The 26,250-nt window shown below is 60.8% G+C and carries 21 protein-coding genes; 15 read left to right on the top strand and 6 right to left on the bottom strand.

Annotation, left to right across the window (positions count from 1 at the left end):
- Positions 1-13 precede the first annotated feature (13 nt).
- From SIAM614_RS30435 to SIAM614_RS04745, 3 genes are all read right to left on the bottom strand, one after another.
- Entirely contained in the window at positions 14-2,125 is a 2,112-nt protein-coding gene (locus SIAM614_RS30435; protein WP_006932500.1) for a TRAP transporter permease, read from the bottom strand.
- Between the two features lies 1 nt (position 2,126).
- Positions 2,127-3,782, bottom strand: a complete 1,656-nt coding sequence (locus SIAM614_RS04750; RefSeq protein ID WP_006932497.1) for a sulfatase-like hydrolase/transferase — start codon at positions 3,780-3,782, stop codon at positions 2,127-2,129.
- A 106-nt stretch (positions 3,783-3,888) separates the two neighbouring features.
- Positions 3,889-4,800, bottom strand: a complete 912-nt coding sequence (locus tag SIAM614_RS04745) for a LysR family transcriptional regulator (protein WP_006932496.1) — start codon at positions 4,798-4,800, stop codon at positions 3,889-3,891.
- Between the two features lie 297 nt (positions 4,801-5,097).
- Here SIAM614_RS04745 and SIAM614_RS04740 point away from each other — a divergent pair, with 297 nt between their 5' ends.
- The 7 genes from SIAM614_RS04740 to SIAM614_RS04710 all read left to right on the top strand — a co-directional run bounded on the left by SIAM614_RS04740 (position 5,098) and on the right by SIAM614_RS04710 (position 12,249).
- Entirely contained in the window at positions 5,098-6,081 is a 984-nt protein-coding gene (locus SIAM614_RS04740) for a TRAP transporter substrate-binding protein (RefSeq protein WP_006932495.1), read from the top strand.
- A 65-nt stretch (positions 6,082-6,146) separates the two neighbouring features.
- Entirely contained in the window at positions 6,147-6,710 is a 564-nt protein-coding gene (locus tag SIAM614_RS04735; protein WP_006932494.1) for a TRAP transporter small permease, read from the top strand.
- Positions 6,707-7,987 carry a TRAP transporter large permease gene (locus tag SIAM614_RS04730; RefSeq protein ID WP_006932493.1) on the top strand — a complete coding sequence of 427 codons (1,281 nt, stop codon included), beginning with the start codon at positions 6,707-6,709 and terminating at the stop codon, positions 7,985-7,987. Before SIAM614_RS04735 ends, SIAM614_RS04730 begins: the two co-directional genes overlap by 4 nt.
- The gene (locus SIAM614_RS04725; protein ID WP_006932492.1) at positions 7,984-9,006 is read left to right on the top strand and encodes a 4-hydroxythreonine-4-phosphate dehydrogenase PdxA; all 1,023 of its coding nucleotides are present in this window, start codon (positions 7,984-7,986) and stop codon (positions 9,004-9,006) included. Before SIAM614_RS04730 ends, SIAM614_RS04725 begins: the two co-directional genes overlap by 4 nt.
- A gap of 13 nt (positions 9,007-9,019) precedes the next feature.
- Entirely contained in the window at positions 9,020-10,192 is a 1,173-nt protein-coding gene (locus SIAM614_RS04720) for an L-rhamnonate dehydratase (RefSeq protein ID WP_006932491.1), read from the top strand.
- 79 nt (positions 10,193-10,271) lie between these two features.
- The gene (locus SIAM614_RS04715; RefSeq protein WP_006932490.1) at positions 10,272-11,183 is read left to right on the top strand and encodes a dihydrodipicolinate synthase family protein; all 912 of its coding nucleotides are present in this window, start codon (positions 10,272-10,274) and stop codon (positions 11,181-11,183) included.
- Between the two features lie 139 nt (positions 11,184-11,322).
- On the top strand, positions 11,323-12,249 hold the full coding sequence (locus SIAM614_RS04710; protein WP_208983897.1) for a LysR family transcriptional regulator: 927 nt from the start codon (positions 11,323-11,325) through the stop codon (positions 12,247-12,249).
- A gap of 51 nt (positions 12,250-12,300) precedes the next feature.
- Here the strand turns inward: SIAM614_RS04710 and rhaI are convergent, their stop codons facing one another.
- Both rhaI and SIAM614_RS04700 read right to left on the bottom strand, forming a co-directional pair.
- A complete protein-coding gene (gene rhaI / locus SIAM614_RS04705; RefSeq protein WP_006932488.1) occupies positions 12,301-13,584 on the bottom strand; it encodes an L-rhamnose catabolism isomerase in 1,284 nt (427 codons plus the stop codon).
- Between the two features lie 202 nt (positions 13,585-13,786).
- Entirely contained in the window at positions 13,787-15,889 is a 2,103-nt protein-coding gene (locus SIAM614_RS04700; protein ID WP_040439350.1) for a bifunctional rhamnulose-1-phosphate aldolase/short-chain dehydrogenase, read from the bottom strand.
- 184 nt (positions 15,890-16,073) lie between these two features.
- On the opposite strand from SIAM614_RS04700, the gene SIAM614_RS04695 reads away from it, so the two are divergent.
- The 8 genes from SIAM614_RS04695 to ttcA all read left to right on the top strand — a co-directional run bounded on the left by SIAM614_RS04695 (position 16,074) and on the right by ttcA (position 24,325).
- Positions 16,074-16,880 (top strand): DeoR/GlpR family DNA-binding transcription regulator, encoded by an 807-nt coding sequence (locus SIAM614_RS04695; protein ID WP_040439296.1) that lies wholly within the window; start codon positions 16,074-16,076, stop codon positions 16,878-16,880.
- 55 nt (positions 16,881-16,935) lie between these two features.
- Positions 16,936-17,928, top strand: a complete 993-nt coding sequence (rhaS, locus tag SIAM614_RS04690; protein WP_006932485.1) for a rhamnose ABC transporter substrate-binding protein — start codon at positions 16,936-16,938, stop codon at positions 17,926-17,928.
- Between the two features lie 101 nt (positions 17,929-18,029).
- Entirely contained in the window at positions 18,030-19,583 is a 1,554-nt protein-coding gene (locus tag SIAM614_RS04685) for a sugar ABC transporter ATP-binding protein (protein ID WP_040439349.1), read from the top strand.
- Positions 19,580-20,563, top strand: coding sequence for an ABC transporter permease (locus SIAM614_RS04680; protein WP_006932483.1), 984 nt, complete (start codon positions 19,580-19,582; stop codon positions 20,561-20,563). The genes SIAM614_RS04685 and SIAM614_RS04680 overlap by 4 nt, the downstream gene beginning before the upstream one ends.
- Entirely contained in the window at positions 20,560-21,576 is a 1,017-nt protein-coding gene (locus SIAM614_RS04675) for an ABC transporter permease (RefSeq protein WP_006932482.1), read from the top strand. The genes SIAM614_RS04680 and SIAM614_RS04675 overlap by 4 nt, the downstream gene beginning before the upstream one ends.
- Before the next feature lie 3 nt (positions 21,577-21,579).
- Positions 21,580-21,894, top strand: coding sequence for an L-rhamnose mutarotase (gene rhaM, locus SIAM614_RS04670; protein WP_006932481.1), 315 nt, complete (start codon positions 21,580-21,582; stop codon positions 21,892-21,894).
- A 6-nt stretch (positions 21,895-21,900) separates the two neighbouring features.
- Positions 21,901-23,280, top strand: coding sequence for an FGGY-family carbohydrate kinase (locus SIAM614_RS04665; protein WP_006932480.1), 1,380 nt, complete (start codon positions 21,901-21,903; stop codon positions 23,278-23,280).
- Positions 23,281-23,386: 106 nt separating this feature from the next.
- The gene (gene ttcA / locus SIAM614_RS04660; RefSeq protein WP_006932479.1) at positions 23,387-24,325 is read left to right on the top strand and encodes a tRNA 2-thiocytidine(32) synthetase TtcA; all 939 of its coding nucleotides are present in this window, start codon (positions 23,387-23,389) and stop codon (positions 24,323-24,325) included.
- A 937-nt stretch (positions 24,326-25,262) separates the two neighbouring features.
- Here the strand turns inward: ttcA and SIAM614_RS04655 are convergent.
- Complete coding sequence (locus SIAM614_RS04655) at positions 25,263-26,141, bottom strand: LysR substrate-binding domain-containing protein (protein WP_006932478.1); 879 nt, start codon at positions 26,139-26,141, stop codon at positions 25,263-25,265.
- Between the last annotated feature and the right edge of the window lie 109 nt (positions 26,142-26,250).

Genomic DNA, 26,250 nt, shown 5'->3' with positions numbered 1-26,250 from the left:
AAAAGTGCTCTTGTCATTGTGATGGATTGGGCGCGGAGGCCAGGCTCCGCTGCCGGGTTGCGTGAAAGACGATATCAGCCATGATCAAGACCGTGGCGGCACCGGCAATGGCGACGTTCGGGGCCAGGACCAGCAGACCAAGGCAGATGCGCAGCAGGCGCTCCCAGTGCGGCAGGCGTCCCCGGTCGAACCCGGCCAGCGCGGACGCAATCGACCACATGGCGAGCGCGAAAGCGGCCATAATCCAGAAGAACGCCCCCCAGGAAACGCTGGCAAGATCGACCATCGCCTTGCTGTCCGGGGCGCCCGAACCGAACCAGACGAACAGCACCTGCAGCTTGTAGAGAACCGCCGGGTGATAGACGAAGATGAAGGGGATCAGGAACCCGGCAATGCCGATGCGGGCGGCCTCGAAACCGGTGCGGATCGGGTCCGCGCCGGCAATCGGGGCAGCGGCAAAGGCAGCGAGCGCGACGGGCGGCGTGACCGTGGACATGACCGCAAAGAAGACCACGAACATGTGCAGCGTCAGCTCGGGAATGCCGACCGCATCGATGCCGGAGGACAGCGCGATGACGATGATGAAATAGGTCGCCCCGGGGGGCAGACCCATGCCGAGAACGATAGCACCAAGGGCAACGACGATGAGCACGAGCGGCAACGGCCCGCTGGCAAGCTGTGTCAGCAACAGCGCGAGGCGGCCGGCAAAACCCGATACCTGGATCAGGCCGACGATGAGGCCGATGGCCGTGACGATGACCACTATGGAAGCTGCCATCCGCCCGGCATTGACGAAGGCCTGCCATAGCCGTTTTCGGGACCGGAATTCACGGAACAGGACCAGGGCGCAAACAATTGCGGCGACAAAGCCGTAAAATCCCGCCTTGGGCACAGAGGGCTGACTGAACAGGAAATAGGTGAGGATCCCCAGCGGCACGACGAAGACAAGGCACTGCACCCATTCCTTGCCGGTCAGCGGCGGGCGCTGCTCCCTTGGCAGGGCGCCGATGCCAAGCCGCCGGGCCTCGAAATAGACTGTCAGGAAGGTGGCGAAGTAGAACATGATCGCAGGCAGGATGGCGGCCACCACGATGTAGCGGTATTCCAGCCCGATCTGTCCGGCGACGAAGAAGGCGACAACCCCCATTACCGGCGGCATGATCTGACCGCCGGTGGAGGCGGCAGCTTCCACGGCCCCGGCAAAGGCGGGCTTGAAGCCGGATTTCTTGATGACCGGAATGGTCATCACGCCGGTGGAGACCACGTTGGAGATGGCCGCGCCGGAAAGCGTGCCGAAGAGGGCGGAGGAGGCGACGGCTGCATGAGCGGCCCCGCCGACGAGACCACCGGTGAGCCGGTTGGCGATCTTCATCAGGAGATCGCCTGCACCTGAAGCCATCATCACCGCGCCGAAAACGATGAAGATCAGCACGCTGCCGGATACCACCTGCAAAGGCTGGCCGAACTGACCGCCGGTCTGGGCCCAGAAGTTCAGCACCATGGCCCGCAGGCTCTGGCTGAAGGTCGAGTCGGATCCAGCCAGGATGCCGGTCCAGTCGGGCAGGTAGCCACGGATGAAGAAATAGACCACCCAGAACAGGCAGAAGGCGACGATAAAGCCGCCGAACATGCGCCACGTCAGATAGAGCGTGATGGCGGTGGCAATCGGGAACATCACGAAGTCGATCGGGCTGGCGCTGGGCAGCGCACCGCCGTCGGTCGCGAAGATCTTCAGCATCCAGGACACGAAGGCCGCAAGTGCCAGCAAGGTCAGCGCCCAGTTGAGCCAGCGTCCGGCCCGGCCCCGGTGCAGCGTCAGGAGGCTGATGGCGAAGGAGAAGACAATCGGCAGGCCGATGATCAGCCCCGTCGGCAGCAGGAAGGATCGCTCGAACGAGCGATACCCCGAACCCAGCCAATGATCGCGCATGAGCGCGCGCTGGTCGCGGCGGGACAGTTCGTCAAAGCCTTGCGTGGTGGTTTCGATGAACCAGCGAACGAAATCCGTGATCGGGCCGGAAGCCGCATAGGTGAGGATCACGAGCACGAAAAGAACGGCAAGACAGTCGGCAATCCACTTGTCGGTGCGCGGAATGACCGGGGTGTTGCCTGTTGCCGTGCTCACCTCAGCGTCCTCCCTTTTCGGGGGTGACGTGATCCTGCAGGGCAGGGCCGCGATAGGCCTGCGTCAGTTCCTCCGGCACTTCCGAACCGTCTTTCAGGAATGGCAGGATGCCGCGCCGGGCAGACTTGCCGCGCATGGCGGCAATGTCGGCATCCGACCGGGTCACGCGCTGCGACATGCGCCGGCCCCAGCGGGCCAAAAGGTCGTACATGCGGGCGATCTCGGCCTCATGGCCGTCCGCCTTGGCCAGATCGTGGAATTCCTCCGGGTCGTTCTCAAGGTCGAACAGCATCGGCCGGAAGCCGCCTTCGGCATGGATCAGCTTGTAGCGGCCGTCGAACACCATGAAGAGACGGGCATCGCGGGTGGTGACACCGAGCGAAGCGCACATGGGGGTGACGGAATAGTCGTATTCGCTGATGACCGCCTCGCGCCACTCCGGCGTCTCGCCGCGCAGCCAGGGGGTCAGGCTGCGGCCTTCCAGAATATGACCGGCTTCTGCCCCGCCTGCGGCTTCCAGGAAGGTCGGGGCAAGGTCGATGGCTTCCACAAGCGCATCGCAGGTGGAGCCTCTGGTGGCATCGGCCTCGCTCCGCGGATCGTAGACGATCATCGGGATCTTGACGGAAGGCTCGTGGAACAGGTCCTTTTCGCCGAGCCAGTGGTCGCCGAGGTAATCGCCGTGGTCGGAGGTCAGCACGATCATCGTGTCCTCCATCCGGCCGGTTTCTTCCAGGTAGTCCAGGAGCCTGCCGAGCTGGTCGTCGCATTGCTTGATCAGGCCCATGTAGGCGGGGATGACCTTCCGGCGCACGTCATCCTGCTGAAAGGCGGCCGCGATCTTGTTGGCCATGAAGGCCGCGTAGACCGGATGCGCATTGTCGCGCTCGACATCGGCGCGGATCGCGGCGGGAACGTGGTTCTGCCCATACATGTCGTGATAGGGCGCCGGGACGATGTAAGGCCAGTGGGGCTTGATGTAGCTGACATGCGCGCACCAGGGCGCCTTTGCCTGCTCGATGAATTCGATGGTACGGGTGGTCAGCCAGGGGGTCTCGCTGTCCTCCTCGCGGATGTTGGCCGGCTTGTCGGCATTGTCGAACATCCATCCGGAGGCCTTTTCGCCGTTTTCGACGCCGGCATTGGCGAAGTCCGCCCAGGGGTTCTCTCCCGCATAGCCGCGCGACTTGAGGTATTCGTTGTAAGGGGAACGTTTTTCATCATAAAAGCCGTCCGGTCCTTCGCCCCAGAGCCCGTCGTCGCGCACCCAGACATCGAAGCCGCATTCCGCCTGCCGGGCGCCGATGATGCTGTCGGGCGAAAGTCCCAGCCGTGTCATGCCTTCCGCATCCACCTTCATGTGGGTCTTGCCGATCAGCCAGCAGTCCATGCCGGCCTTGCGCAGGTGATCGCCAAGCGTGTGTTCGCCGACCCGAAGCGGGAAGCCGTTCCACTGTGCCCCGTGGGAGGATGCATAACGCCCGGTGTAGAAGCTCATCCGGCTGGCGCCGCAGATGGGGGATTGCACATAGGCGTTGGTAAAACGCACGCCCCTGGCGGCGACCCGGTCGAAATTCGGGGTGTGCAGATAGGGGTGCCCCGCGCAGCTCAGATAGTCAAAGCGCAGCTGGTCGTACATGACGAACAGGATATTCACTCAGATGTCCTCCCAAGGTGCCGCTTCTGCGGCCTTCTTGGAACTCAATCTAGCACTTTGGGGGTATAGCCCTCAATTAACTCGATCTCATAGATATAACTTCAGGTTATGTCTTTCTTGCCTGTGAGACCCAGTTGCGGCCTTCCTCGCGCACGATGTCGGCAAAGGCGTTAGCGGCTGGTGTCAGCAGTCTTTCCTTGGTCCAGGTCAGGGCAATGTCCACGGTCAGCATGCTCAGATCGATCGGCAGGGCGGTTACGGCCCAGCGTTCCATCACCTCGTCGACGATGAGCGAGGGAAACGAGCACACGATTTCGGACTGTTCGATAACCGACAGGATGCTCAGGATCGAATCGGAGCGGATGACCGGGTCGGGTCCTTGCAAACCGTGCATCCGGAAAAAATCCTGAAAGAGAGGGCGCCGGCTGCTCGGACCGATAACGGCCCATCGTGCCGTCAGCAGGTCCTGCGGTTTCGACAGGTCTTTGAGGTGGGACTGCTGTCCGGCAAGGAAGGTCACCGAAGTGGTCAGCAGCGGCTCGACGTGAAGCCCGGCCTTGGGCTGGGCGTCGGGAGCGGGTCCGATGACGAAGTCCGCTTCGCCGGACCTCAGTGCGTGAAAGGCTTTCGGTGCATGGCCACCGGTAATGTTCAGTTCAACGCCCGGAAACCGGCTCTGAAACCGGCGCATCACCGGCGGAATGATCTTGAGTGCGGCCAGCGGCGACACCACCACGGAAATCATGCCGACATATTGCCCGCGTGACTGGGCCACATCTTCCGACAGCTTCTGCAGGTCGCTCTGGATACGGCGGCAACGATCGATGACCGTCTGGCCTTCCAGCGTGGGCACGATACCGCTCGGCACCCGGTGGAACAGGAAAACACCGAGATCGGCCTCGATCTTCTTCAGCGCCTTGGTGATTGCCGGTTGAGATTTTCCGAGGGCCTTTGCGGCGGCGGCCATGCTTCCAAGGGTCGCGACCGCGTCGATCAGTTCCACATACTGGGCTTTCACGCCAAGGGCCTTCCGGTTGGTTACTGGCAGGGCCAGACTGTGCCAAAGTTCGGCCGATCAGGCTACAGAGCACTGCATATCGGCTTGGGACAAGGGTCTGCAATGGACTCTTGTGGCCTTGCGGCAAGCACCAATACTTGCTCTCATGGTTTTCGCAACAGGTGCGATCAATTCCATTTGGTTATCGGTCGATCCTGTCTTCCCATTATTCTTGGCAACGGACCTTCAGTACGTTCCCTTAGGTGGGAGTGGACGTCCGTCGCCGGTCGTCGGTCCCGTCAAGTGGAGGAGACATCAATGAACAAGATACACAAGGGCCTTTGTGCTGGCCTGCTCGCGTCCGTCTTTGCTTTCGGTGCTCTGCCGGCACAGGCCGAGACCTATATCGTTGCGGTTGGCGCGGCTTCCAACAGCCTGCAGGGCCGCAGCGCACAGAAATTCGCCGAAGAGCTGCAGACGCGCCTCGGTGATGCCGACAAGGTCGAGTTTTATGCTGATGCTCAGCTGGGTGACGAGAAGGAGCTGATGCAGAAGCTGCGCCTCGGTACCGTTCAGTTCACGCTGATTTCGTCCATCATGACCAACGTCGCTCCTGAGTTCGCTCTGTTCGACATGCCGTTTCTGGTCAAGGACCGCGAGCATCTGAAGGCCATCGATGCCAACCTGGTCAAGACGGAGCTGGCTCCCAAGGCGGAGGCCGCCGGCCTTCACGTGATTTCGACCTGGGAAAACGGGTTCCGCCAGATCACGAACAACTCCCGCCCGATTAACACACCGGCTGACCTGGCCGGGCTGAAGATCCGCACACCGTCTTCTGAGTGGCGTGTCGCGATGTTCAAGGAGTGGGGTTCCAACCCGACGCCGATGGCATTTTCGGAAGTGTTCGTGGCTCTGCAGACCGGCACCATGGACGGCCAGGAAAACCCGCTCACCAACATTGTCGGCGCTAATTTCCAGGAAGTTCAGAAGTATCTCAGCCTGACAGGTCACGTCTATTCGCCGACCTACCTGACTACGGGTGCGGGCACCTGGGGCGAGCTGCCGGAAAACGTCAAGACGGCCGTATCCGAAGTTGCCGCTTCGGTACAGGACTGGTCGCTCAATGAAGGCGAGACTGCGGACAAGGAGCTGGTCGACAAGGTGCGTGCCGCTGGCGTCGAGGTGAACGAGGCCGACAAGTCCGCTTTCATCGCAGCGTCTGCGCCGATCTACGAAGCCTTTGCTGCAAAGGTTGAGGGAGGCGACAAGCTGGTGGGGCTAGCGCAGAGCCTGGCCGACTGATCAAACAAGACACTGACAAAACAGCCGGCCGGGCCAACCGGCCGGCGATTTCTCTGGGAGGAGCCATGATTGCTTTGTTCGAGCGCCTTTTGTTGCGCGCAATCGAGGCTGTCTGCATCGCACTGCTGCTCGCGTTGACGGGAGCGGTCATCTACTCGACGACAATGCGGTACCTGGGGTCTTCCCCGTCCTGGTACGACGAACTCGCCAGCGTGATGCTGGCCTGGCTGACCTATTTTGGTGCGACCTATGCCGTCTTCATGCGGCACCACATGTCCTTTTCCGGGCTGCTGACGGCCATGCCAAAGGGACTGGCAGTTGCCCTGACGGCCTTTTCGGAGCTGCTCGTCATCGCTTTCTTCGCAATTGTCGCCTGGTACGGCTATGCCGTTCTGGCCGTTGCCAAGTGGGATTCGCTCCTCAGCCTTCCATGGATGACGCTCGACATCGTGCAATCGGTCATCCCCATCACCTGCGGCCTCATGATCATCGGAACGCTGCTGACGTTGCCGCGCACCTTGCGCGACGCTGCTGCCGGTATTGACCGGGAACACGCAGAAATCGAACACGCAATTGCCGAGGCTGAAGAAGAAGCCCAGGCCCTGCATGCACGGGAGGGCACACGATGATCCTTCTTCTGACAACAATCGTTCTGATCGGCCTGATCCTGATCAACGTTCCGATTGCCGTGGCAATCGGGATCGTGGCTCTTGGCGGCTTCGTCATGACCTCGGGCACGGACCGGCTCTACGACATGGCAATCGCGCTCTATTCGGGCTCGACCTCGTTTCCGCTGATTGCCATCCCGCTGTTCATCCTTGCCGGTAATCTGATGAACACGTCTGGCATCTCCGTCAGGCTGATCAACTTTGTCACCGCGCTCATCGGCTTTGTCCGAGGCGGGCTGGGCATGGTCAATATCGGCGTCTCAATGGTCTTTGCCGAGATTTCCGGATCAGCTGTGGCGGATGTGGCTGCCACCGGCACGGTGCTGATCCCGGAAATGAAGAAGCGCGGCTATTCCCGCACACTTGCGGCGGCAATCACCTCGTCTTCGGCGTCGCTTGCCATCATCATCCCGCCGTCCATCCCGATGATCCTCTACGGTGCGATTGCCGAAACCTCGGTGTTGAAGCTCTTTGTGGCCGGTATTGTGCCGGGTGTTCTCGGTGGAGGGCTGCTGATGGTCGTCACCTACATCCTGGCGGTTCGCTACAACCTGCCGCGCGCCGAAGGGTTCGATCTTCGCCACGTTGCCAAAACCTTCCGGGAAGCCTTCTGGGCGCTTACCATGCCGGTGATCATCCTTGGCGGCATTTTCTCCGGGCTTGTTACGGCGACCGAAGGCGCCGGGCTGGCGGTGCTGGCGGCTCTGGTGATCGGCTTGTTCATCTACCGGGACCTTGATGTCCGGCGGCTGCGCAAAACCATGCTCGAAGGCATCAGCCAGACAGGTGTCGTCATGCTGCTGGTGGCAACCTCCGCAGCGCTCGGGCTGTTCCTGACGCAGGCCCAGGTGCCGCAGCAGCTGGCCGCCCAGATCACCGAGCTGACGACCAATCCCTACATCGTTCTGGCGCTGCTCAACCTGCTTCTGCTGGTGCTCGGCATGTTCCTGCACGGGGCGGCGGCGATCATCCTGGTCGTGCCGGTGGTGATGCCGCTGGTGAATGCGGTCGGCATCGACCCGATCCATTTCGGCATCATGGTGACGCTCAATCTTGCCATCGGCCAGCAGACGCCGCCGGTTGCCTCGGTGCTGATCACGTCCTGCTCGATTGCCAAGGCGGGCATCTGGGAAACCTCCCGCGCCAACCTGCCGTTCATCGCCGTGCTCGCCCTGATCCTGCTTCTGGTGACCTACGTTCCCCAGGTTTCCCTTGCTTTGACGGAGTTTATTCAATGACGACGCCCAAACCGCGTTTGGTTCTGACCCTTGGCGACCCAGCGGGTATCGGCTCTGAACTGGTCGCCCGGCTGCTTGCCGACGAGGAGGCTCGTCAGGCGGCGGCTATCCTGATCCTCGGCGATGAGGACGAACTGAAGAACGGCATGGATATCGCCGGCGTCCGCTTTGAGTACGAGAAAGTCTCCGAAGCCGCCTTGCCTTCGCAGGCCACCGACGTGCCTTCGTTTTTTCAGGTCGGCACCGCGCCGGAAGGCGGCTGGAAGCGGGCTGAGGTGAGTGCGGAAGGTGGCGCCCATTGTCTGGAAACGCTTGGAAAAGGCGTCGATCTGGTGCGGTCCGGCAAAGCGGATGCGCTGGTCTTTGCCCCGCTCAACAAGGCTTCGCTGCATTCTGCCGGCATGAGCCAGTCGGACGAACTGCACTGGTTTGCCGACAGGCTGGGCCACAACGGCAGTGTTTCGGAACTCAATGTCATGGATGGCCTGTGGACCAGCCGGGTGACGAGCCATATCGCGCTTCGTGACGTTGCCGACCTCATTACCGAAGACAAGATTATCGAGGCTGCCCGGCTGATCCATTCGGCCCTGAAGGATGCCGGGTTCGAGAGCCCACGGATCGGTGTTTGCGGCCTTAATCCGCACAATGGCGACAACGGCAATTTCGGCACGGAAGAAATCGAGATCATCACGCCGGCGGTCGAACGTGCGAAAGCGCTGGGCCTACCGGTGGAAGGGCCTTATCCCTCCGATACGATTTTCCTGAAAGCGGTTGCCAAGGAACTCGACGCCATCGTGACGCTCTATCACGACCAGGGGCAGATCGCGATCAAGCTGCTGGGCTTCTGGCAGGGTGTGACGGTGCAGGGTGGCCTGCCGATCCCGATCACGACACCGGCGCATGGAACCGCTTTCGACATTCGCGGCAAGGGAACGGCCAACGTCGGCCCGATGCGCAACGCCTGGAACATTGCCTGCGCCATGGGAACGCGGCGCCGGACTTCCCGAATTTCCAATTGAGTGGACCAGTCATATGAAAATCAAATCCGTACGCACGCGCGTCTGGACCTGGAAAGGTCCGACGGTCCCGCCGCAGGGCAACTTCTGCACCAATGCCTCCGATGCTCTCTGGATGAAGGGCGATGCAATGTCGTCCTTCCGCTTTCACCAGTGGCTGACATGTGAAGTCGAGACGGAAGACGGCACCATCGGTATCGGCAACGCCGCACTGGCTCCCTCGGTGGTCAAGAAGGTCATCGACGACTGGTACGCCCCGCTGGTGATCGGCGAAGATCCGTTCGACTATGCCTACATCTGGGAAAAGATGTACCGGCGCAGCCATGCCTGGGGCCGCAAGGGGATCGGCATGACGGCGATCTCCGCCATTGACATTGCCATCTGGGACCTGATGGGCAAACTGGTCGGTAAGCCTGTCTTCAAGCTTCTGGGCGGGCGCACCAAGGACAGGATCCCGGTCTATTATTCCAAGCTCTATGCCGGATCGATCGAAGCGATGCAGAAGGAAGCCGAAGAGGCGATGAAGGGCGGTTACAAGGCCTTCAAGTCCCGCTTTGGTTACGGTCCGAAGGACGGCATGCCGGGCATGCGCGAAAACCTGAAGCGGGTCGAGGCGGTTCGCGAGGTCATCGGTTACGACAATGATCTCATGCTCGAATGCTACATGGGCTGGAACCTCGACTATGCCAAGCGCATGTTGCCGAAACTCGCTCCTTACGAGCCGCGCTGGCTTGAAGAGCCGGTGATTGCCGACGATGTTGCCGGTTATGCCGAACTCAACGCGATGAACATCGTGCCGATTTCCGGTGGAGAGCACGAGTTTTCGGTGATCGGCTGCGCCGAGCTCATCAACCGCAAGGCCGTCAGCGTGCTGCAGTATGATACCAACCGCGTCGGTGGCATCACGGCAGCACAAAAGATCAACGCCATTGCCGAAGCTGCCCAGATCCCGGTCATTCCCCATGCGGGCCAGATGCACAACTACCATTTGACCATGGCCAACACGAATTGCCCGATCAGCGAATATTTCCCCGTCTTCGATGTCGAGGTCGGCAACGAGCTCTTCTACTACATTTTCGAAGGCGATCCGGAAGCCGTGGACGGCTATCTGCAGCTTGACGACGATCTGCCGGGCCTCGGCATCGCGATCTCGGACAAGCACCTCCAGCATTTTGATATCACCGAGTAACCTTTCGGGTTTCCGCCCTGGCCTGTGGGCCAGGGCGGTGAGCTCATCCCGTATCCTGAAAGCAAAAAGCACGTAGCCCATGACCCCTTATTCCGGTATCTGGCCTGTCGCCCCGACACCCTTTCACGAAGACGGCTCGCTGGACGAGCCCGGCATGCGCCGCGTGCTGGATTGCCTTATCGACCAGGGTGCGGACGGCATCTGTATTCTGGCGAATTTCTCGGAGCAGTTCCTGTTGTCCGATGCCGAGAGAGAGCTGCTGACGCGGCTTTGCATCGAGCATATCGACGGCCGCGTCCCGGTCATCGTCACGATCAGCCATTTCGCGACAAGGATCGCGGTAGAGCGGGCGCACCTTGCCAAGTCGCTTGGCGCGGCCATTGTCATGATGATGCCGCCCTATCACGGTGCTCTTCTGAAGGGGAACGCCCAGCAAACCTACGATCAATTCGCCGCCGTCGGCGAGGTCGGCATTCCGATCATGATCCAGGATGCCCCCCTGTCCGGCGTCGACCTGCCAGTGCCGCTTCTGGTGAAGATGGCGCGCGAGATCGAGATGGTAAAGCTCTTCAAGATCGAATGTCCGCAGGCTGCCAACAAGTTGCGGTCTCTGATTGCAGAAGGCGGTCCAGCCATTGAAGGTCCCTTTGACGGAGAGGAAGGCATCACGCTGCTTGCGGATCTGGATGCGGGTGCGCGCGGGTCGATGACCTCGGGGATGATTGTCGACCAGATCAAGCCCGTGATCGAGCTTTATCACGCAGGAAAGCCGGATGAGGCTGCAGACGCCTACGCGCGTGTTCTGCCTGTCATCAATCATGAGAACCGCTTATGCGGCTGGCGCTCCTGCAAGGCGGCGATGGTCGAAGGTGGTGTCATCAAATCCGATTTCTGCCGGCATCCGATCGACCCGCTGCCGCAGCCGGTGCGCGAAAGGTTGCTGACGCTTTTGCGCCGGCTCGATCCCCTGGTTCTGCGTTGGGGGAAGTGACGAGACTTTCAGGCGGTTCGCCGCCGTTTGGTCCCTCCACAAGCATGAGGCCGGGTATTTGACTGTCTGGAAAGGAAAAAATCCGGTATCGATTGAAACCGCCAAGCGGGTACGCCAACGACTGAGCGGATCGATCGATATGCACGGAACCTTCGACATGGCGATCCTGTCTCGCCTGCGGTTCAAACAGCTTGCCCTGGTGGCGAGCCTGGAAGTCACAACCAATCTTCACGAATCCGCGCGTGAGTTGAACCTGTCGCAGCCGGGGGCGACAAAGCTCCTGAAGGAAGTTGAGGACACGCTTGGGGTCACCCTGTTCGAGCGTCTTTCCCGGGGCATGAAGCCGACGGCCTATGGCGTCGTGGTGGCCCGGCATGCCCGGCAGATCATTTCCGAGACCGGGCGGCTGAAGGCGCAATTGTCGGCGATGCAGCGCGGTGAATACGGCAAGGTGCGGCTTGGGGCCATCATGGAAGCCTTGCCGGGGCAGGTGTCGGAACTGCTGATGAACCTGATGGAAACGAACGTCGGGCCGCAGATCAGCCTGATGGTGTCCACTTCCGACAATCTGATTTCCGCGCTCAACGAAGGTGCTCTGGATATTGTTCTGGGGCGGCCGGTGGAACATCTCGACATGACGGGGATCAGGTTCGAGCCGCTCTGGCAGGAAAAACTGGCGGTCGTGGCGGCGCCGTCGCATCCACTGGCGTCAAGCAAACAGTTGAGCCTGGTGGATCTTGGCGATTTCAGCTGGATCCTTCAGCCGCGCCCCAGTCCGATGCGCATGTCGATCGAACTCGCTTTCGCCCATGCGGATCTGCCGGCGCCGCATTACGGCCTTGAGACATCATCGATGCTGATGACGACGCTGGCGGTCGGCAAAAGCGAGATGCTGGCGGTGCTGCCGCAATCGGTTGCCGACTACTACCAGGAAAACGGCCTGATCCGTATTCTGCCGGTCAAACTGGAAGAGCACATGAGCCGTTACGGGTTGCTGATCCCGAACAAGGATGAATTCGACCCTGAAGTCGAGGCGCTGGTGTCGCTCATTCGCGCCTCGGCCTGACCGGGAAGGGGGACCCTCCCGGCCGGTATTTTCCTGTCCAACGCCCGGGGGTCAGACGATCCCGCCACCAGCCCCGGACACATCCGGGCGGATCTCCGAAACCTTCTGCCGGTATCCGGCTGTACGATAGGCCGCAACGGGATCGATAGCGCCACCGTTTTCCAGTCTTGCCATGGCCAGGATCGGCTCGACGTCGGTTCTGAACGCCGTTTTCAGGGTGGTTGTTGCCATCAGGGCGTCGTTGCTGTCCTGAAAGCCCTCCAGGGCAGACCGATCGACCAGCAGGGCCTGGGCATAGGCACGCTGCACCTCCATGGCGGAGACCATCAGGCTTTCGATGGGATCGGTGACATTGTGAGACTGGTCGAGCATATGCGCGGGGTCGAAACCGGGTGCCTTTCGCGTTTCGGCATCCACCAGCTCGTTGAAGACCAGGAAAAGCCGGTACGGGTCGATGGACCCGGTATCCAGGTCATCGTCGCCATACTTGCTGTCGTTGAAGTGGAAACCGCCGAGCTTGCCGAACTGGATCAGCCGGGCAACGATCATCTCGATATTGGCGTTGGGGGCATGGTGGCCGAGATCGACAAGGCAGTAGGCCTTCGCGCCCAGTTCCTGCGCGATCATGTAGTTGGTGCCCCAGTCCTGCACGACGGTGGAATAGAAGGCGGGCTCATACATCTTGTGCTCGGTGAACAGCCGCCAGTCGTCCGGCAGCTCCGCATAAATGGTCTTGGCCGCGTCCAGATACCGTTCGAACTGACGGGTGAAGTGGGTCTGTCCCGGGAAGTTCGATCCGTCGCCGATCCAGATGGTCAGGGCCCTGGAGCCGATGGCCTTGCCGATCTCTATGCATTCCAGATTGTGCTCGACAGCCTGCCTGCGCGTGCCGGCGTCCGTATGGCTGAGCGAGCCGAACTTGTAGGAAAGTGGCTGGCCGTCCTGATCCTGAAAGGTGTTGGAGTTCATGGCGTCAAAACCAAGCCCGAGCGAGTTTGCCTTGGCCTTCAGCTCTGCAGGGTCGGCCTTGTCCCAGGGAATATGCAGCGAAACGTTGGGCGTTGCGCGGGTCAGCTGCTGGATGACGCTGCAATCTTCCAGCTTGTCGAAGATGTTGCGCGGTTCGCCCTTGCCGGGAAAACGCGCAAAGCGCGTGCCGCCGGTGCCGACACCCCAGGACGGTACGGCAACACCATAGGCGGCGACCTTTTCCTTGACGGCGTCAATGGAAACGCCGCGCCGGTCTAGCCTTTCGCCCAGGGTTTCATAGTCACGCTTCAGGTCGGCAGTGCGGGTCTCGTTTTCCCCGGCGACCAGCGATGTGTCGATCATCATGAGAAGATCCTTTCCCGGATTTTCTTCGATCCGTTTGTTCCAAGATCACTTCCCTCAATCCACTTCCTCATCCTGAGGAGCGAGCCTGCTCGCGTCTCGAAGGATGGGCGGCAAGCTCAGATCGTGTGGCCCATCCTTCGAGACGGACCTGGCGGTCCTCCTCAGGATGAGGGAAGATGTGGTTCGATTACCTCAAGGATTGCTACCGCGTGAACGCCTGAACGTTGCCGGCGTCGACGTTGATGATGTTCCCGGTCGACTTGGCGGAAAACTCGGAGGCGAAAAAGTAGGTTGCCTCGGCGATGTCTTCCGGCAGAACGGAGAGTTTCAGCAGTGAACGCTGGCGGTAGTGTTCCTCAAGCTCCGATGTGTCCTTGCCGTAGGCTTCCGCGCGTTCCTTCAGCCAGTCACCGGACCAGATCTTGGACCCGCGCAGGACAGCATCCGGGTTGACCACATTGACGCGAATTCCTTCTGGAGCGCCTTCCAGAGCCAGACAGCGGGCAAGGTGCAGTTCGGAGGCCTTTGCGGTGCAATAGGCGCTGGCGCCGGGAGACGCGGCAAGGCCGTTCTTCGATCCGATGAAAACGATGGAACCGCCGACCCCTTGCGTCTTCATGACCTTGAAGGCCTCTCGGGACACCAGGAAATAACCGGTCGACAGGATCGACATGTTCCGGTTCCACAGGTCAAGCGTGGTGTCCTCGATGGGGGCGGAAGAGGCGATGCCGGCGTTGGAAACGAGAATGTCGACCCCGCCGAATTCCAGTGCTGCGCGGGCGAAACTGTCGGCAACGGCCTCTTCGCTGGTGACATCCATCGTCACCGTGCGCACGACGTCCCTGGAATAGCGTGCGGTGAGATTGTCGGCGGCGGCCGTGAGTGCGTCCGCATCAATATCAGCCAGCACCACGCAGGCGCCTTCGCGCAGGAAGCGTTCTGCGGTGGCCGAACCGATGCCACCGGCACCGCCGGTGACCAGAGCGATCTTGCCGGCAAGGCTCTTGGGTTTCGGCATGCGCTGCAGCTTGGCTTCCTCCAGAAGCCAGTATTCGATGTCGAAGGCTTCCTGCTCGGGCAAGCCGCGGTAGGTGGAGACGCTGGAAGCGCCGCGCATGACGTTGATGGCGTTGGTATAGAACTCGCCGGAAATGCGTGCCGTCGCCTTGTCCTTGGCAAAGGTGATCATGCCGACGCCTGGTATCAGGTAGACGACTGCGTTCGGGTCGCGCAGGGCGGGACTGTCGTCGTGCTTGCAGCGCTCATAATAGGCCGCATAGTCATCACGATAGGCTTCGGCTGCCTCGCCGAGACCGGCAAGCGTTGCCTCGATATCCGGTGCGGCAGGATCGAAATCGACCACGAGCGGGCGGATCTTGGTGCGCAGGAAATGGTCCGGGCAGCTTGTGCCGAGGGCGGCAAGCGCTTCCATGTCGTTGGCGCAGACGAATTCCAGCACGGCGTCACTGTCGTCGAAATGACCGACCATATGCTGCTTGCCGGAGACCATGCCCCGGATCGCGGGCATCAGACGGGCGGCAATCGCGCGCCGGTCGGAGGGGGCGAGGGCGCGATGTTTGGACCCGCCGAAGGCATCCTTGCCGACGGTCTTTTCCTCAAACCAGGCAATCGCCTTGTTGATGATTTCCAGTGTGGTCTCGTAGCAGGCCCTGGCGTCGTCAGCCCATGTAAAGAGGCCGTGGCTTTCCAGAACGACCCCACGAGCCTCCGGATTTTCCAGGCAGAATTTTTCCAGCCAGAGGCCAAGTTCATAGCCCGGACGCTTCCAGGGCAACCAGCCGATGTCGCTGCCGAAGATCTCCTGCGTGATTGCCTTGCTGTCGCTTGCCGCGGCAATGGCGATGATCGCATCCGGGTGCATGTGGTCGACATGTTTTTTCGGCACATAGGCATGAAGCGGGGTGTCGATGGAGGCGGCGCGCGGGTTCAGGTTGAACGTGCAGTGGGGCAGGCAGGCGACCATCTCGTCTTCGAACGCGACGCCGCGGTAGAGCCCTTTCAGTGCCCGCAGCTTGTCCATGTAGAGTGTCGCAAAGCCATCCATCTTGATGGTGCCGACATCGCCGCCGGAGCCCTTGACCCACAGAACCTCGACCTGGTCGCCGGTGAGCGGATCCTTTTCCATCGCCTTTGCGGAGGTATTGCCGCCGCCGTAATTGGTGATGCGCTTGTCGGAGCCCAGAAGGTTGGAGCGGTAGAGCAGCAGCTCCGCTTCGCTCATGCCGGAAGCCTTCTGGTCATCCCACAGGTTGGCAAGCCGGGAACCGGCAGCGGAATTCAACATCATTTCCTCCCAGGTAAGCCTGATGGCTTGCGTCTCGTTGCGTTGAAATTCGCTTGAACGGATCAGGTTGTCAATCAAAAACGATCAATATCAATCATATTGCGCTGCAAAATGATCATTTTTGATTTTTTATGATTGACATTGACCGGTATTGGTGGAAACGTCTGATCAATGGGAGGACCAGATGCACGAGAAAGAACGCCACAGGATCATATTGTCCGCAGTCCAGGATCGTCCGGTCGTGACGGTTCAGGAACTGGTGGCGTTGACGGATTCCTCTGAAGCGACCATCCGGCGCGACATTGCCCAGCTGCACGTGCAGAAGAAGCTGCGCCGCGTGCGGGGTGGGGCGGAGAGCATACATCCGCCGCAGTTCGTCGGTCTGGCGGGGCGTCCGTTCAGTGTCAACGAAACGATCAACATCGCTCAGAAACGCGCAATCGCGCAAAAGGCGGTGGAGCTGTGTGAAGATGGTGATGCCATCATCATCAATGGCGGCACCACGACGTTTCAGATGGTGCATCCGCTGGCAACCAAGCGCTGCCAGGTGTTCACCAACTCGTTTCCGATTGCAGAGCATCTCCTCAAGAATTCCAAGAACACCATCATGCTTTCCGGTGGTGTCATTTACCGAGAACAGAACATCATCCTCAGTCCCTTCGAGAATGACGTGACCCGGAATTTCTATGCCAAGCGCATGTTTATGGGCGCGCAGGGGCTTGGTCCGCTAGGGCTCATGGAGGCCGATCCGCTGCTCATTCAGGCCGAGCAGAAGCTGATCGGACAGGCGGACGAACTGGTGGTTCTGGTGGACTCATCGAAATTCAGAGCCCGTTCCAGCCTGATCCTGTGCCCGCTCGAGCGGATCTCCACCGTCATCACCGATGACGGGATCCCCGACAGCGCGGCCAGCATGCTGGAACAGGCCGACATCCATCTGATCGTGGCGGAAACAAGCGCCGCGCAGACCAAGGCAACCTCGAACGGGTAGCCGGCATACTGTCCGGACCTTGGGAGGGGCCGGCAGCATTTTTGGGAGGAAGACCATGAAATTGCTCAAGTCACTTCTGGCGGCAACAGCAGTCGCCGCCGTCTGCATCGCCGCACCGGCCAGTGCCGCGGAAAAACGCATCGCCCTTGTCGTCAAGGCGCTCGGCATCGGCTTCTTTGAAGCTGCCGCCAAGGGCGCTGAAGAAGCCGCCAAGGAACTCGGCGATGTCGAGATCATCTACACCGGACCGACTGATACGACCGCTGAAGGCCAGATCGAGGTCATCAACGCGCTGATCGCCCAGAAGGTCGATGCCATCGCAATCTCCGCCAACGATCAGGACGCCCTGGTCCCGGCCCTGAAGAAGGCCATGGATCGCGGCATCACCGTGATTTCCTGGGACAGTGGTGTCGCGCCGGAAGGCCGTCAGCTACACCTCAACCCGTCGTCCAATCCGCTGATCGGCAACATGATCATCAAGCTGGCCGCCGATCATCTGCCCGATGGCGGTGATGTCGCCGTCCTGTCCGCGTCCGCAACCGCCACGAACCAGAACATCTGGATCGAGGAAATGAACAAGGTGAAGGACAATTATCCGGGCATCAAGGTGGTTGCCACCGTTTATGGCGACGACCTTGCCGACAAGTCCTATCGTGAAGCCCAGGGCCTGATGCAGACCTATCCGGACCTGAAAGCGATCATCGCACCAACCTCCGTCGGCATCGTGGCTGCCGCGCAGGCTGTTTCTGACGCTGAAAAAGCCGGCCAGGTCAACGTGACCGGTCTCGGTCTGCCGTCCGAAATGGCCGGTCACATCAAGTCCGGTGCGTCCAAATCCTTCGCGATCTGGAACCCGATCGATCTCGGCTATTCGGCAACCATGCTGGCCTACAATCTGTCCACCGGCGCCGCGGAAGCCAAGCCGGGTGCGGAAATCCCGATGGGCCGTATGGGCACGCTCACGCTCGACGACAATAACGAAGGCGCGATGGCCGATCCGTTCGTCTATGACAGCTCCAACATCGACGACTTCAAGGACATTTTCTAAGCTGGTCGCCACGACCGGACGATAGAAATCTGTCAGACCCGGTGCGCGCGGCACCGGGTCTTTGAAACCAGCAACGAAACTTCAGGCTCCGGGACATGGTCATGCTTGCGAACACGCAGGGCATAGCGGACACGCATTCGCAAACGGCAGACGGCGCGGGGCCGGTACTGACCCTCAGCGGCATTTCCAAATCATTCCCCGGCGTGAAGGCCCTTTCCGAGGTGTCGCTGGAGCTTTTTCCGGGTGAAGTCACCGCTTTGGTGGGCGAGAATGGCGCGGGAAAATCCACAATCGTGAAGATCCTGACCGGGATCTATCAGCCGGACGAGGGCGCGATTTCGATCAACGGCAGTCCGGTCTCCTTTCCCACCGCCCAGGATGCGGGCCGGGCAGGGGTAACGGCGATCCACCAGGAAACCGTCCTGTTCGATGATTTGTCGGTGGCGGAAAACATCTTCATCGGTCATGCACCGAAAACGCGTTTCGGGCTGATCGACCGCAAGGAAATGCTGCGCAAGGCGCAAGCGCTGCTCGACCGGATCGGTGCCAGGATCGACCCCCAAGTGACCCTGAAAGACCTCGGTATTGCCAACAAGCACCTCGTGGCGATTGCCCGGGCGCTCTCCATCGACGCCAAGATCGTCATCATGGATGAGCCGACCGCCTCGCTCTCCCACAAGGAAATCGAGGAAACCTACGAGCTGGTGGAACGCCTGAAAGCCGAGGGCAAGGCGATCCTCTTCATCAGTCACAAGTTCGACGAAATCTTCCGCATTGCGGACCGCTATACGGTCTTCCGCGACGGCCAGATGGTCGGCATGGGCAAGATCGAGGAGGTGTCCGAACAGGAGCTGGTCAAACTCATGGTCGGCCGCTCGGTCGACCAGGTTTTCCCGAAACGGGCGCCGCAGCTTGGCAAGGAAGTGCTGAAGGTTGTCGGCTATTGCCACCCGACCGAATTCGAGGACATCGGCTTCACACTGCGCGCAGGCGAGATCCTGGGTTTTTACGGTCTTGTCGGTGCCGGGCGCAGCGAATTCATGCAGGCGCTGTTCGGGGTGACCAAGCCCTCCAAGGGGGCAATCCGGATCGATGACACGGTTGCCGTCATTCGCGACCCCAACGAGGCCATCCGGCACGGCATCGTCTATGTGCCGGAGGACCGGGGCAAACAGGGGGCGATCAAGGGCCTGCCTATTTTCCAGAATGTCTCGCTGCCGTCGCTCAAGGAAACCTCGCACAAGGGGTTCCTGCGGCTTGCAGAGGAATTCAAGCTTGCCCGCGACTACACGCGGCGACTGGATCTGCGCGCGGCCGCGCTAGATCAGGACATCGGCGAACTGTCCGGAGGCAACCAGCAGAAGGTCGTCATCGCCAAATGGCTTGCGACCAAACCCCGGGTGATCATCCTGGACGAGCCGACCAAGGGCATCGACATCGGGTCCAAGGCCGCCGTGCATGAATTCATGGCGGAACTGGCAGCCGAAGGTCTGGCGGTGATCATGGTGTCGTCCGAAATTCCGGAAATTCTCGGCATGTCCGACCGGGTGATCGTCATGCGCGAGGGGCGCATCGCGGCCGAATATGAAGGCGCTGACCTGACGCCGGAACATCTGGTGCGGGCGGCCGCCGGCATCACGGAGGTGCGCCCATGATCCGCCCGCTGATGAAATCCCGCGAAACCATTCTCGCCGCGGCGATCCTGGTACTGGTGCTGGCCATCGCCACCCGCTTTCCCGGCTTTGTTGCACCGTCCAACCTGGCGAATGTCTTCAACGACACCTCACCTCTGATCATACTGGCACTCGGCCAGATGGTGGTGATCCTCACCCGCTGTATAGACCTGTCGGTGGCCGCCAACCTTGCGCTCACCGGCATGGTGGTTGCCATGCTCAACATGGCCATGCCCGGCCTGCCGGTGCCGGTGATCCTTGCCCTGGCGATCAGCCTCGGGGCCTTGATGGGGCTCGTCAACGGGCTGCTTGTCTGGAAGCTGGATATTCCGCCCATTGTTGTCACCCTTGGCACCATGACTATCTACCGGGGGATCATCTTCGTGATTTCCGGTGGGGAGTGGATCAATGCCCACGAGATGAGCGATGCCTTCAAGGCATTTCCGCGCGAGGTCGTGCTCGGGCTACCGGTTCTTTCGTGGATCGCGATTGCCGTCGTGATCGGCTTCATCGTTCTGGTCGGGCGCACACCGCTCGGCAGGGCCTTCTTTGCCGTTGGCGGCAATCCGCATGCTGCCGTCTACACCGGCATCAACGTCGGTCTCACCCAATGCGCGGCCTATGTCATCTCCGGTGCGCTTGCCGGTCTCACCGGCTATCTCTGGGTGGCCCGATATGCGGTTGCCTATGTCGATATCGCCGGCGGCTTCGAGCTGGAAGTGGTCGCGGCCTGTGTCATCGGCGGCATCTCGATTGCAGGCGGCATCGGGTCGGTCGGCGGGGCGCTGCTGGGGGCGCTGTTCCTCGGCATCGTCAAGAATGCGCTCCCGGTCATCAATATCTCGCCCTTCTGGCAGCTCGCCATTTCCGGCAGCGCGATCATCATTGCCGTTGCCTTCAACGCCACGTCCAGCCGGGCCAAGGGCCGGGTGATCCTGAAAAAAGCGGAGCACGCAGCATGAGCCTCGCCACCCCAGACACCGGCGCGCAAGGGCGCCAGATCCCGGACAGGCTGAAGTCACCGCTGCAGCGGTTCCTTGTGAGCTGGGAACTGCTTTTGCTGATAGTCGCCGTTGCCGTCTTCACGCTCAACAGCTTTGCCTCGCCCTATTTCCTCGACCCGTGGAACCTCTCCGACGCGACCTTCAATTTCACCGAAAAGGCGATGATCGCCTTTGCCATGGGGCTGTTGATCATTTCCGGCGAAATCGACCTTTCGGTCGCCTCGATCATTGCACTTGCCTCAACGGCCATGGGCTTTGCCGTCCAGATGGGCGCCGATACGCCGGTTCTGGTGATGATCGGGCTGGGCACCGGTCTGCTGTGCGGTGCGTTCAACGGCTTTCTGGTGACGGGCTTCGGCCTGCCGTCCATCGTTGTGACCATCGGCACCATGAGCCTTTTCCGAGGCATTTCCTATATCGTGCTGGGCGACAAGGCCTACACCGGCTATCCCTCAAGCTTTGCCTTTTTCGGGCAGGGCTACGTCTGGTGGGTGATCTCTTTCGAGTTCGTCCTGTTCGCACTGCTGGCCATCGTCTTCGCCGTCATCCTGCACAAGACGAATTTCGGCCGCGCGGTCTATGTCGTCGGCAACAATCCGGTCGGTGCGCTTTTTTCCGGCATTCGCGTGCCACGCGTGAAATTCGCGCTCTTCCTGATCACGGGCCTGATGTCCGGCGTTGCCGCCATCTGTCTGACCTCGCGCCTCGGGGCGACAAGGCCGTCGATTGCCTTCGGCTGGGAGCTTGAGGTGGTGACAATGGTGGTGCTGGGCGGGGTCAATATTCTCGGTGGCTCCGGCTCCATTCCCGGCGTGGTGATCGCCGCCTTCGTCATGGGCATGGTCACCTTCGGTTTCGGCCTGCTCAACGTGCCGGGCATCGTCATGTCGATCTTCATCGGCCTGCTGCTGATTGCCGTCATTGCCCTGCCGCGCATCGCCGGCCGTATCCTCGCGCGCAGGAAGGCCTGAGCCATGGAAAAATATGCCTTCAAGATGAAGCTCAATCCGGGCATGGAAGCTGAATACCGGAAGCGCCACGACGAGATCTGGCCGGACCTGGTGGACCTGCTGAAAGAGGCGGGCATCCGCGACTATTCCATTCACCTGGATCCGGAAACAAATATCCTCTTCGGCGTGCTCTGGCGCGAGGATGGCCACAGGATGGACGATCTGCCGAACCACCCGGTGATGCGGAAATGGTGGGCGCATATGGCCGATGTGATGGCGACAAAACCGGACAACGAGCCGGTGGCAACGCCGCTCACAACCGTCTTTCACATGGATTGAGCGCTGATGGCAGCGATCCGTAATGTGGGCGTCATCGACATCGGCAAGACCAATGCCAAGGTCGCCGTGGTGGATCTGGACCAGCGCAGAGAGCTTGGGGTCCTGACACGGCCCAACACGGTCCTGCCAGGGCCGCCTTATCCGCATTTCGATCTGGAAGGCCACTGGGGTTTCATCTGCGACGCACTGAGCAAGTTGCATGAGGCCCATGGTATCGATGCCCTGTCGGTGACGACCCATGGCGCCAGCGCCGTTCTTCTGGACGCGGAAGGAAACCTTGCCGCGCCGATGCTCGATTATGAGTCCACCGGCCCGGACGACCTAGCGGATGATTATGAGGCGATCCGGCCGGACTTCGCGGAGACCGGGTCACCCCGGCTCGGCATGGGCCTCAATCTGGGGGCACAGCTTCATTGGCAGCTGAAAACGGACCTGGATCTGCTTGGCAGGGTGACGACGGTTCTGACCTATCCGCAATACTGGGCGTACAAGCTCACCGGCGTTCTTTCCAACGAGGTGACGTCACTCGGCTGCCATACCGACCTCTGGTGCCCTTCGGAAAACCGGTTTTCCTCTCTGGTTGACAGGATCGGTCTGACAGACAGGATGGCGCCCGTGCGCAAGGCCGGTGACAGTCTGGGGCCGATCTTGCCGGATGTGGCAGCCCGGACCGGCCTGCCACAGGACATCAAGATTGCCTGCGGCATCCACGATTCCAACGCCTCGCTTTATCCGCACCTGATCGGGCGCGAGCCGCCGTTTTCGGTGGTCTCCACAGGCACCTGGGTAATCGTGCTGGCGATAGGCGGTGGCCAGGTCATGCTCGATCCATCACGCGACACGCTGATCAACGTCAACGCTTTCGGGGATCCGGTACCCTCGGCAAGGTTCATGGGCGGACGCGAGTTCGACATGATCCTGCAAGGCCGCAAAAAAGGCTGTTCTGAAAGGGAAATCGAAACTATCCTTTCTCACGAGACCATGCTCTTTCCCGCCGTCGATCCGCGCTCCGGTCCTTTTCAGGGCCGGGAGCATCACTGGAGCGTGGATGAAACGGTCCTGAGCGACGGTGAACGCTTTGCGGCAACGTCTTTCTACCTGGCGCTGGTGACGGCGGAATGCCTGGCGATGACCGGGGCAGACGGTCCAGTCGTCGTTGAGGGACCATTTGCGCAGAACCGGCTTTATCTCGACATGCTGGTGGCAGCGACAAGGCGGCCGGTTGAAGCGTCGGCTGGGTCGGTCACTGGGACCAGCATCGGCGCGGCGTTGCTGGTGGCGGATAGTGAAGCGCAGGAACCAGAGGCTCAGGCAGGCGAGACCGCGGACAATCGCGATCCACGACTGGCAAAATACGCAAGGAAATGGCGCGAACAGCTTCGGTGAGGGAACTGCCATCCCTTGATAAGCGCGGCTTTTCCCTTTTCCCGGCTGCCCTGATCCGCTATGTCAGCGAAAGATCCAGATCCCGATACGCCGCCGAGCTTCTCTCATGAACGATATTGCCGACAGTACCGACATCGATGTGCCCGCGTTGCTCCGCAATGCGCCTTCAAGCGTCGAGTTCAAGAAGCTGCGCAAGCGCCTGTTGCGCCAGACGCGCGAGGCGATTGCCGATTTCGGCATGCTGCCGGCAGGGGCATCGCAGGAAAACCGTCCGAAATGGCTGGTCTGCCTGTCAGGTGGTAAGGACAGTTACACGCTGCTGGCGGTGCTGATCGAACTGAAATGGCGTGGTCTGCTACCGGTCGATCTGATCGCCTGCAATCTCGATCAGGCCCAGCCCGGTTTTCCGACGGACATTCTGCCGAAGTTCTTCGAGGACAATGGCATCGAGCACATCATCGTGCGCGAAGATACCTATTCCATCGTCACCGACAAGATTCCCGAGCACCGCACCTATTGTTCGCTCTGTTCGCGGCTGCGTCGTGGCATTCTCTACCGGATCGCGCGGGAGCAGGGTTGCGAGGCCATCGTGCTCGGCCATCACCGGGAGGATATCCTGGAGACGTTCTTCATGAACCTCTTCCATGGCGGCCGTCTGGCCTCCATGCCGCCCAAGCTGATCAACGACGAGGGCGACCTTCTGGTGCTCCGTCCGCTTGCCTATTCAGCCGAAAGCGATATCGCCCGCTTTGCCTCCGGCATGCAGTTCCCGATCATTCCGTGCAATCTGTGCGGTTCGCAGGACGGTCTGCAGCGCGAGGAAGTCAAACGCATGCTGCAGGGCTGGGAAAAGGCAACACCGGGCCGCCTCGGCGTCATGGCCCGCGCTCTCGGCCACACCCGTCCGTCGCATCTTCTCGACCGCTCGCTCTACGACTTCGTCAACCTGCGGCCTGCTGAGGGCATGTCCGAGGCGAGCGGCGAGGCGGAAGAACCCTGTGGCGCCAGCCTCGCGATGACGGCCAAGCTGTTCGCAGCGGAGTAACATCAGGCGACGTGGCAACAGTTGCCAACTGAGTTCTGACTGCCCCGTACCTTATCCCGCACGCTCCCCGTCATTGCAGGGCTTGACCCTGCAATCCACTCCTTGGCCTCTCCAAAAGGACAGGCGTTGCCGTGTCGTGTTGTATCGGCATGGATGCCATGGTCGAGCCATGGCATGACGTGGTTTGGGGAGAGGCATTGTGAAAGTGCTCTAACTCAGTCCATCCGTCATTGCGGGGCTTGACCCTGCAATCCACTCCGTAACGTTTCCAAGAGGAGAGGTCTCAGTGTGTGGCGATGTATCGGCATGGATGCCATGGTCGAGCCATGGCATGACGTGGTTCGGGGAGAGGCAGCGGGAAAGCACTCTGTTACAGCCCATCCGACATTGCCAGACTTGATCCGGCAATCCACTCCGTGACGTTTCCAAGAGGAGAGGTGGCGGTGTGTGGTGATGTATCGGCATGGATGCCATGGTCGAGCCATGGCATGACGAGGTTTGGGGAGAGGCATTGGTAAAGCACCCTAGCTCAGTCTCTTCCGTCATTGCCGGACTTGATCCGGCAATCCATGCCGTGACCTTTCAACAAGAAGAGATAGCGGTGTGCGGTGATGCATCTGCGTGGATGCCATGGTCGAGCCATGGCATGACGAGGGTGTGGCAAGGAAAGGGATGGTGTCCCCGCTCAGCCTGCTCCGTCATTGTTACGCTACCCCCTGACTTGTCATCCCGGTTTGTCGCACCAGCGACAAGACCGGGATCCAGTACGCCGTGCGGTCGGGCTTGAGAAAAGGACGCTGTTTCAACCGCTTATCTGCTTTTCGCTGGGGTGAGTGCCTGTGAACGCGGAGACGCGCACCTATTGAAATCGATATGAGCCTCTGGCCCACTCCCAGCGCGCAGGTGAGCGCTTGACCTGGCCGGGATAGTCGCCGGCCTATGCTGCAAACAGGTCTCGCAGCCAGGTTTCCACCCGTTGAACCGCCGGTTTTCGCGGTGAGGCATTGTCCCGGTTCAGCAGGTAATGGGTGCGCACGGAAGGCAGGCCCGGGAACAGAGGGGTCGTCAGTCGCCCTGTTGCCGCCAGTCTGGTCGCAACCTTGCCCAGCAGCAGGGCGACACCGCCGCCTGCAGCCGCCAGTTCGACTGCCGCCAGCGATGTGTCGACCGTGGCACTGGTTCGGGTCGAGGGCTGCGGAAGGCCGAGGGCGTCGAAATAGCTTGGCCAGTGATCGTCGAACCCCAGAATGTGAATGCGCGGGAGGTCCATCAGATCCGCCGGTTGCTTCAGTTTTCCGGCCAGATCCGGATGGCACACGGGTACGATGGTTTCCGGTCCCAGAGGCTCCGCATGCACACCGGACCAGTTGCCGGTGCCGAGGCGGATTTCGATGTCGGTGCCAGTGTCGAGCGCCGTATCGGCCCAGATTGCCGACAGAAGTCGTATGTCGAGTTCGGGATGCTCCTTCTGAAACTCTACCAGGGCAGGGGCGATAATGAGCACGGCTTCGGAAATCGGGGCGCGAATGGTTACGGACCCGGCAGACCGGTTGCCGAACAGGCTGTCGGTCGAAACCGCCAGCTCCTGCAATGCCTTGCGCACCGCGGGCAGATAAGCCTGGCCGCTTGCGGTCAGTTCCAGCTTGCGCGTGGTGCGTTCGAAAAGCTGATGGCCGAGCTGGGTTTCCAGACCGCTGATGTGCGTGCTGACGGCAGCCTGGGTGAGGCCGAGTTCCGCACCCGCCGCTGTGAAACCACCCAGCCGGCTGACGGCTTCAAAGCTTCTCAGCCACAGAAGATTGGGCAGTGACGACATCTTGCGCACTCATAAAAATAGTCGGGTAATCTCCTGAATTAATATCATTTCTCTGTTTGCGGGGCGAGGCGCAAAGTGAAGTCCGGTCACTTCCTGCTTCACGAAAGGG

The organism is Roseibium aggregatum IAM 12614 (assembly GCF_000168975.1).
Classification (GTDB): domain Bacteria; phylum Pseudomonadota; class Alphaproteobacteria; order Rhizobiales; family Stappiaceae; genus Roseibium; species Roseibium aggregatum.
Note: the sequence above shows the minus strand (reverse complement) of the source record. Positions and strands in the feature narration are given on the sequence as shown.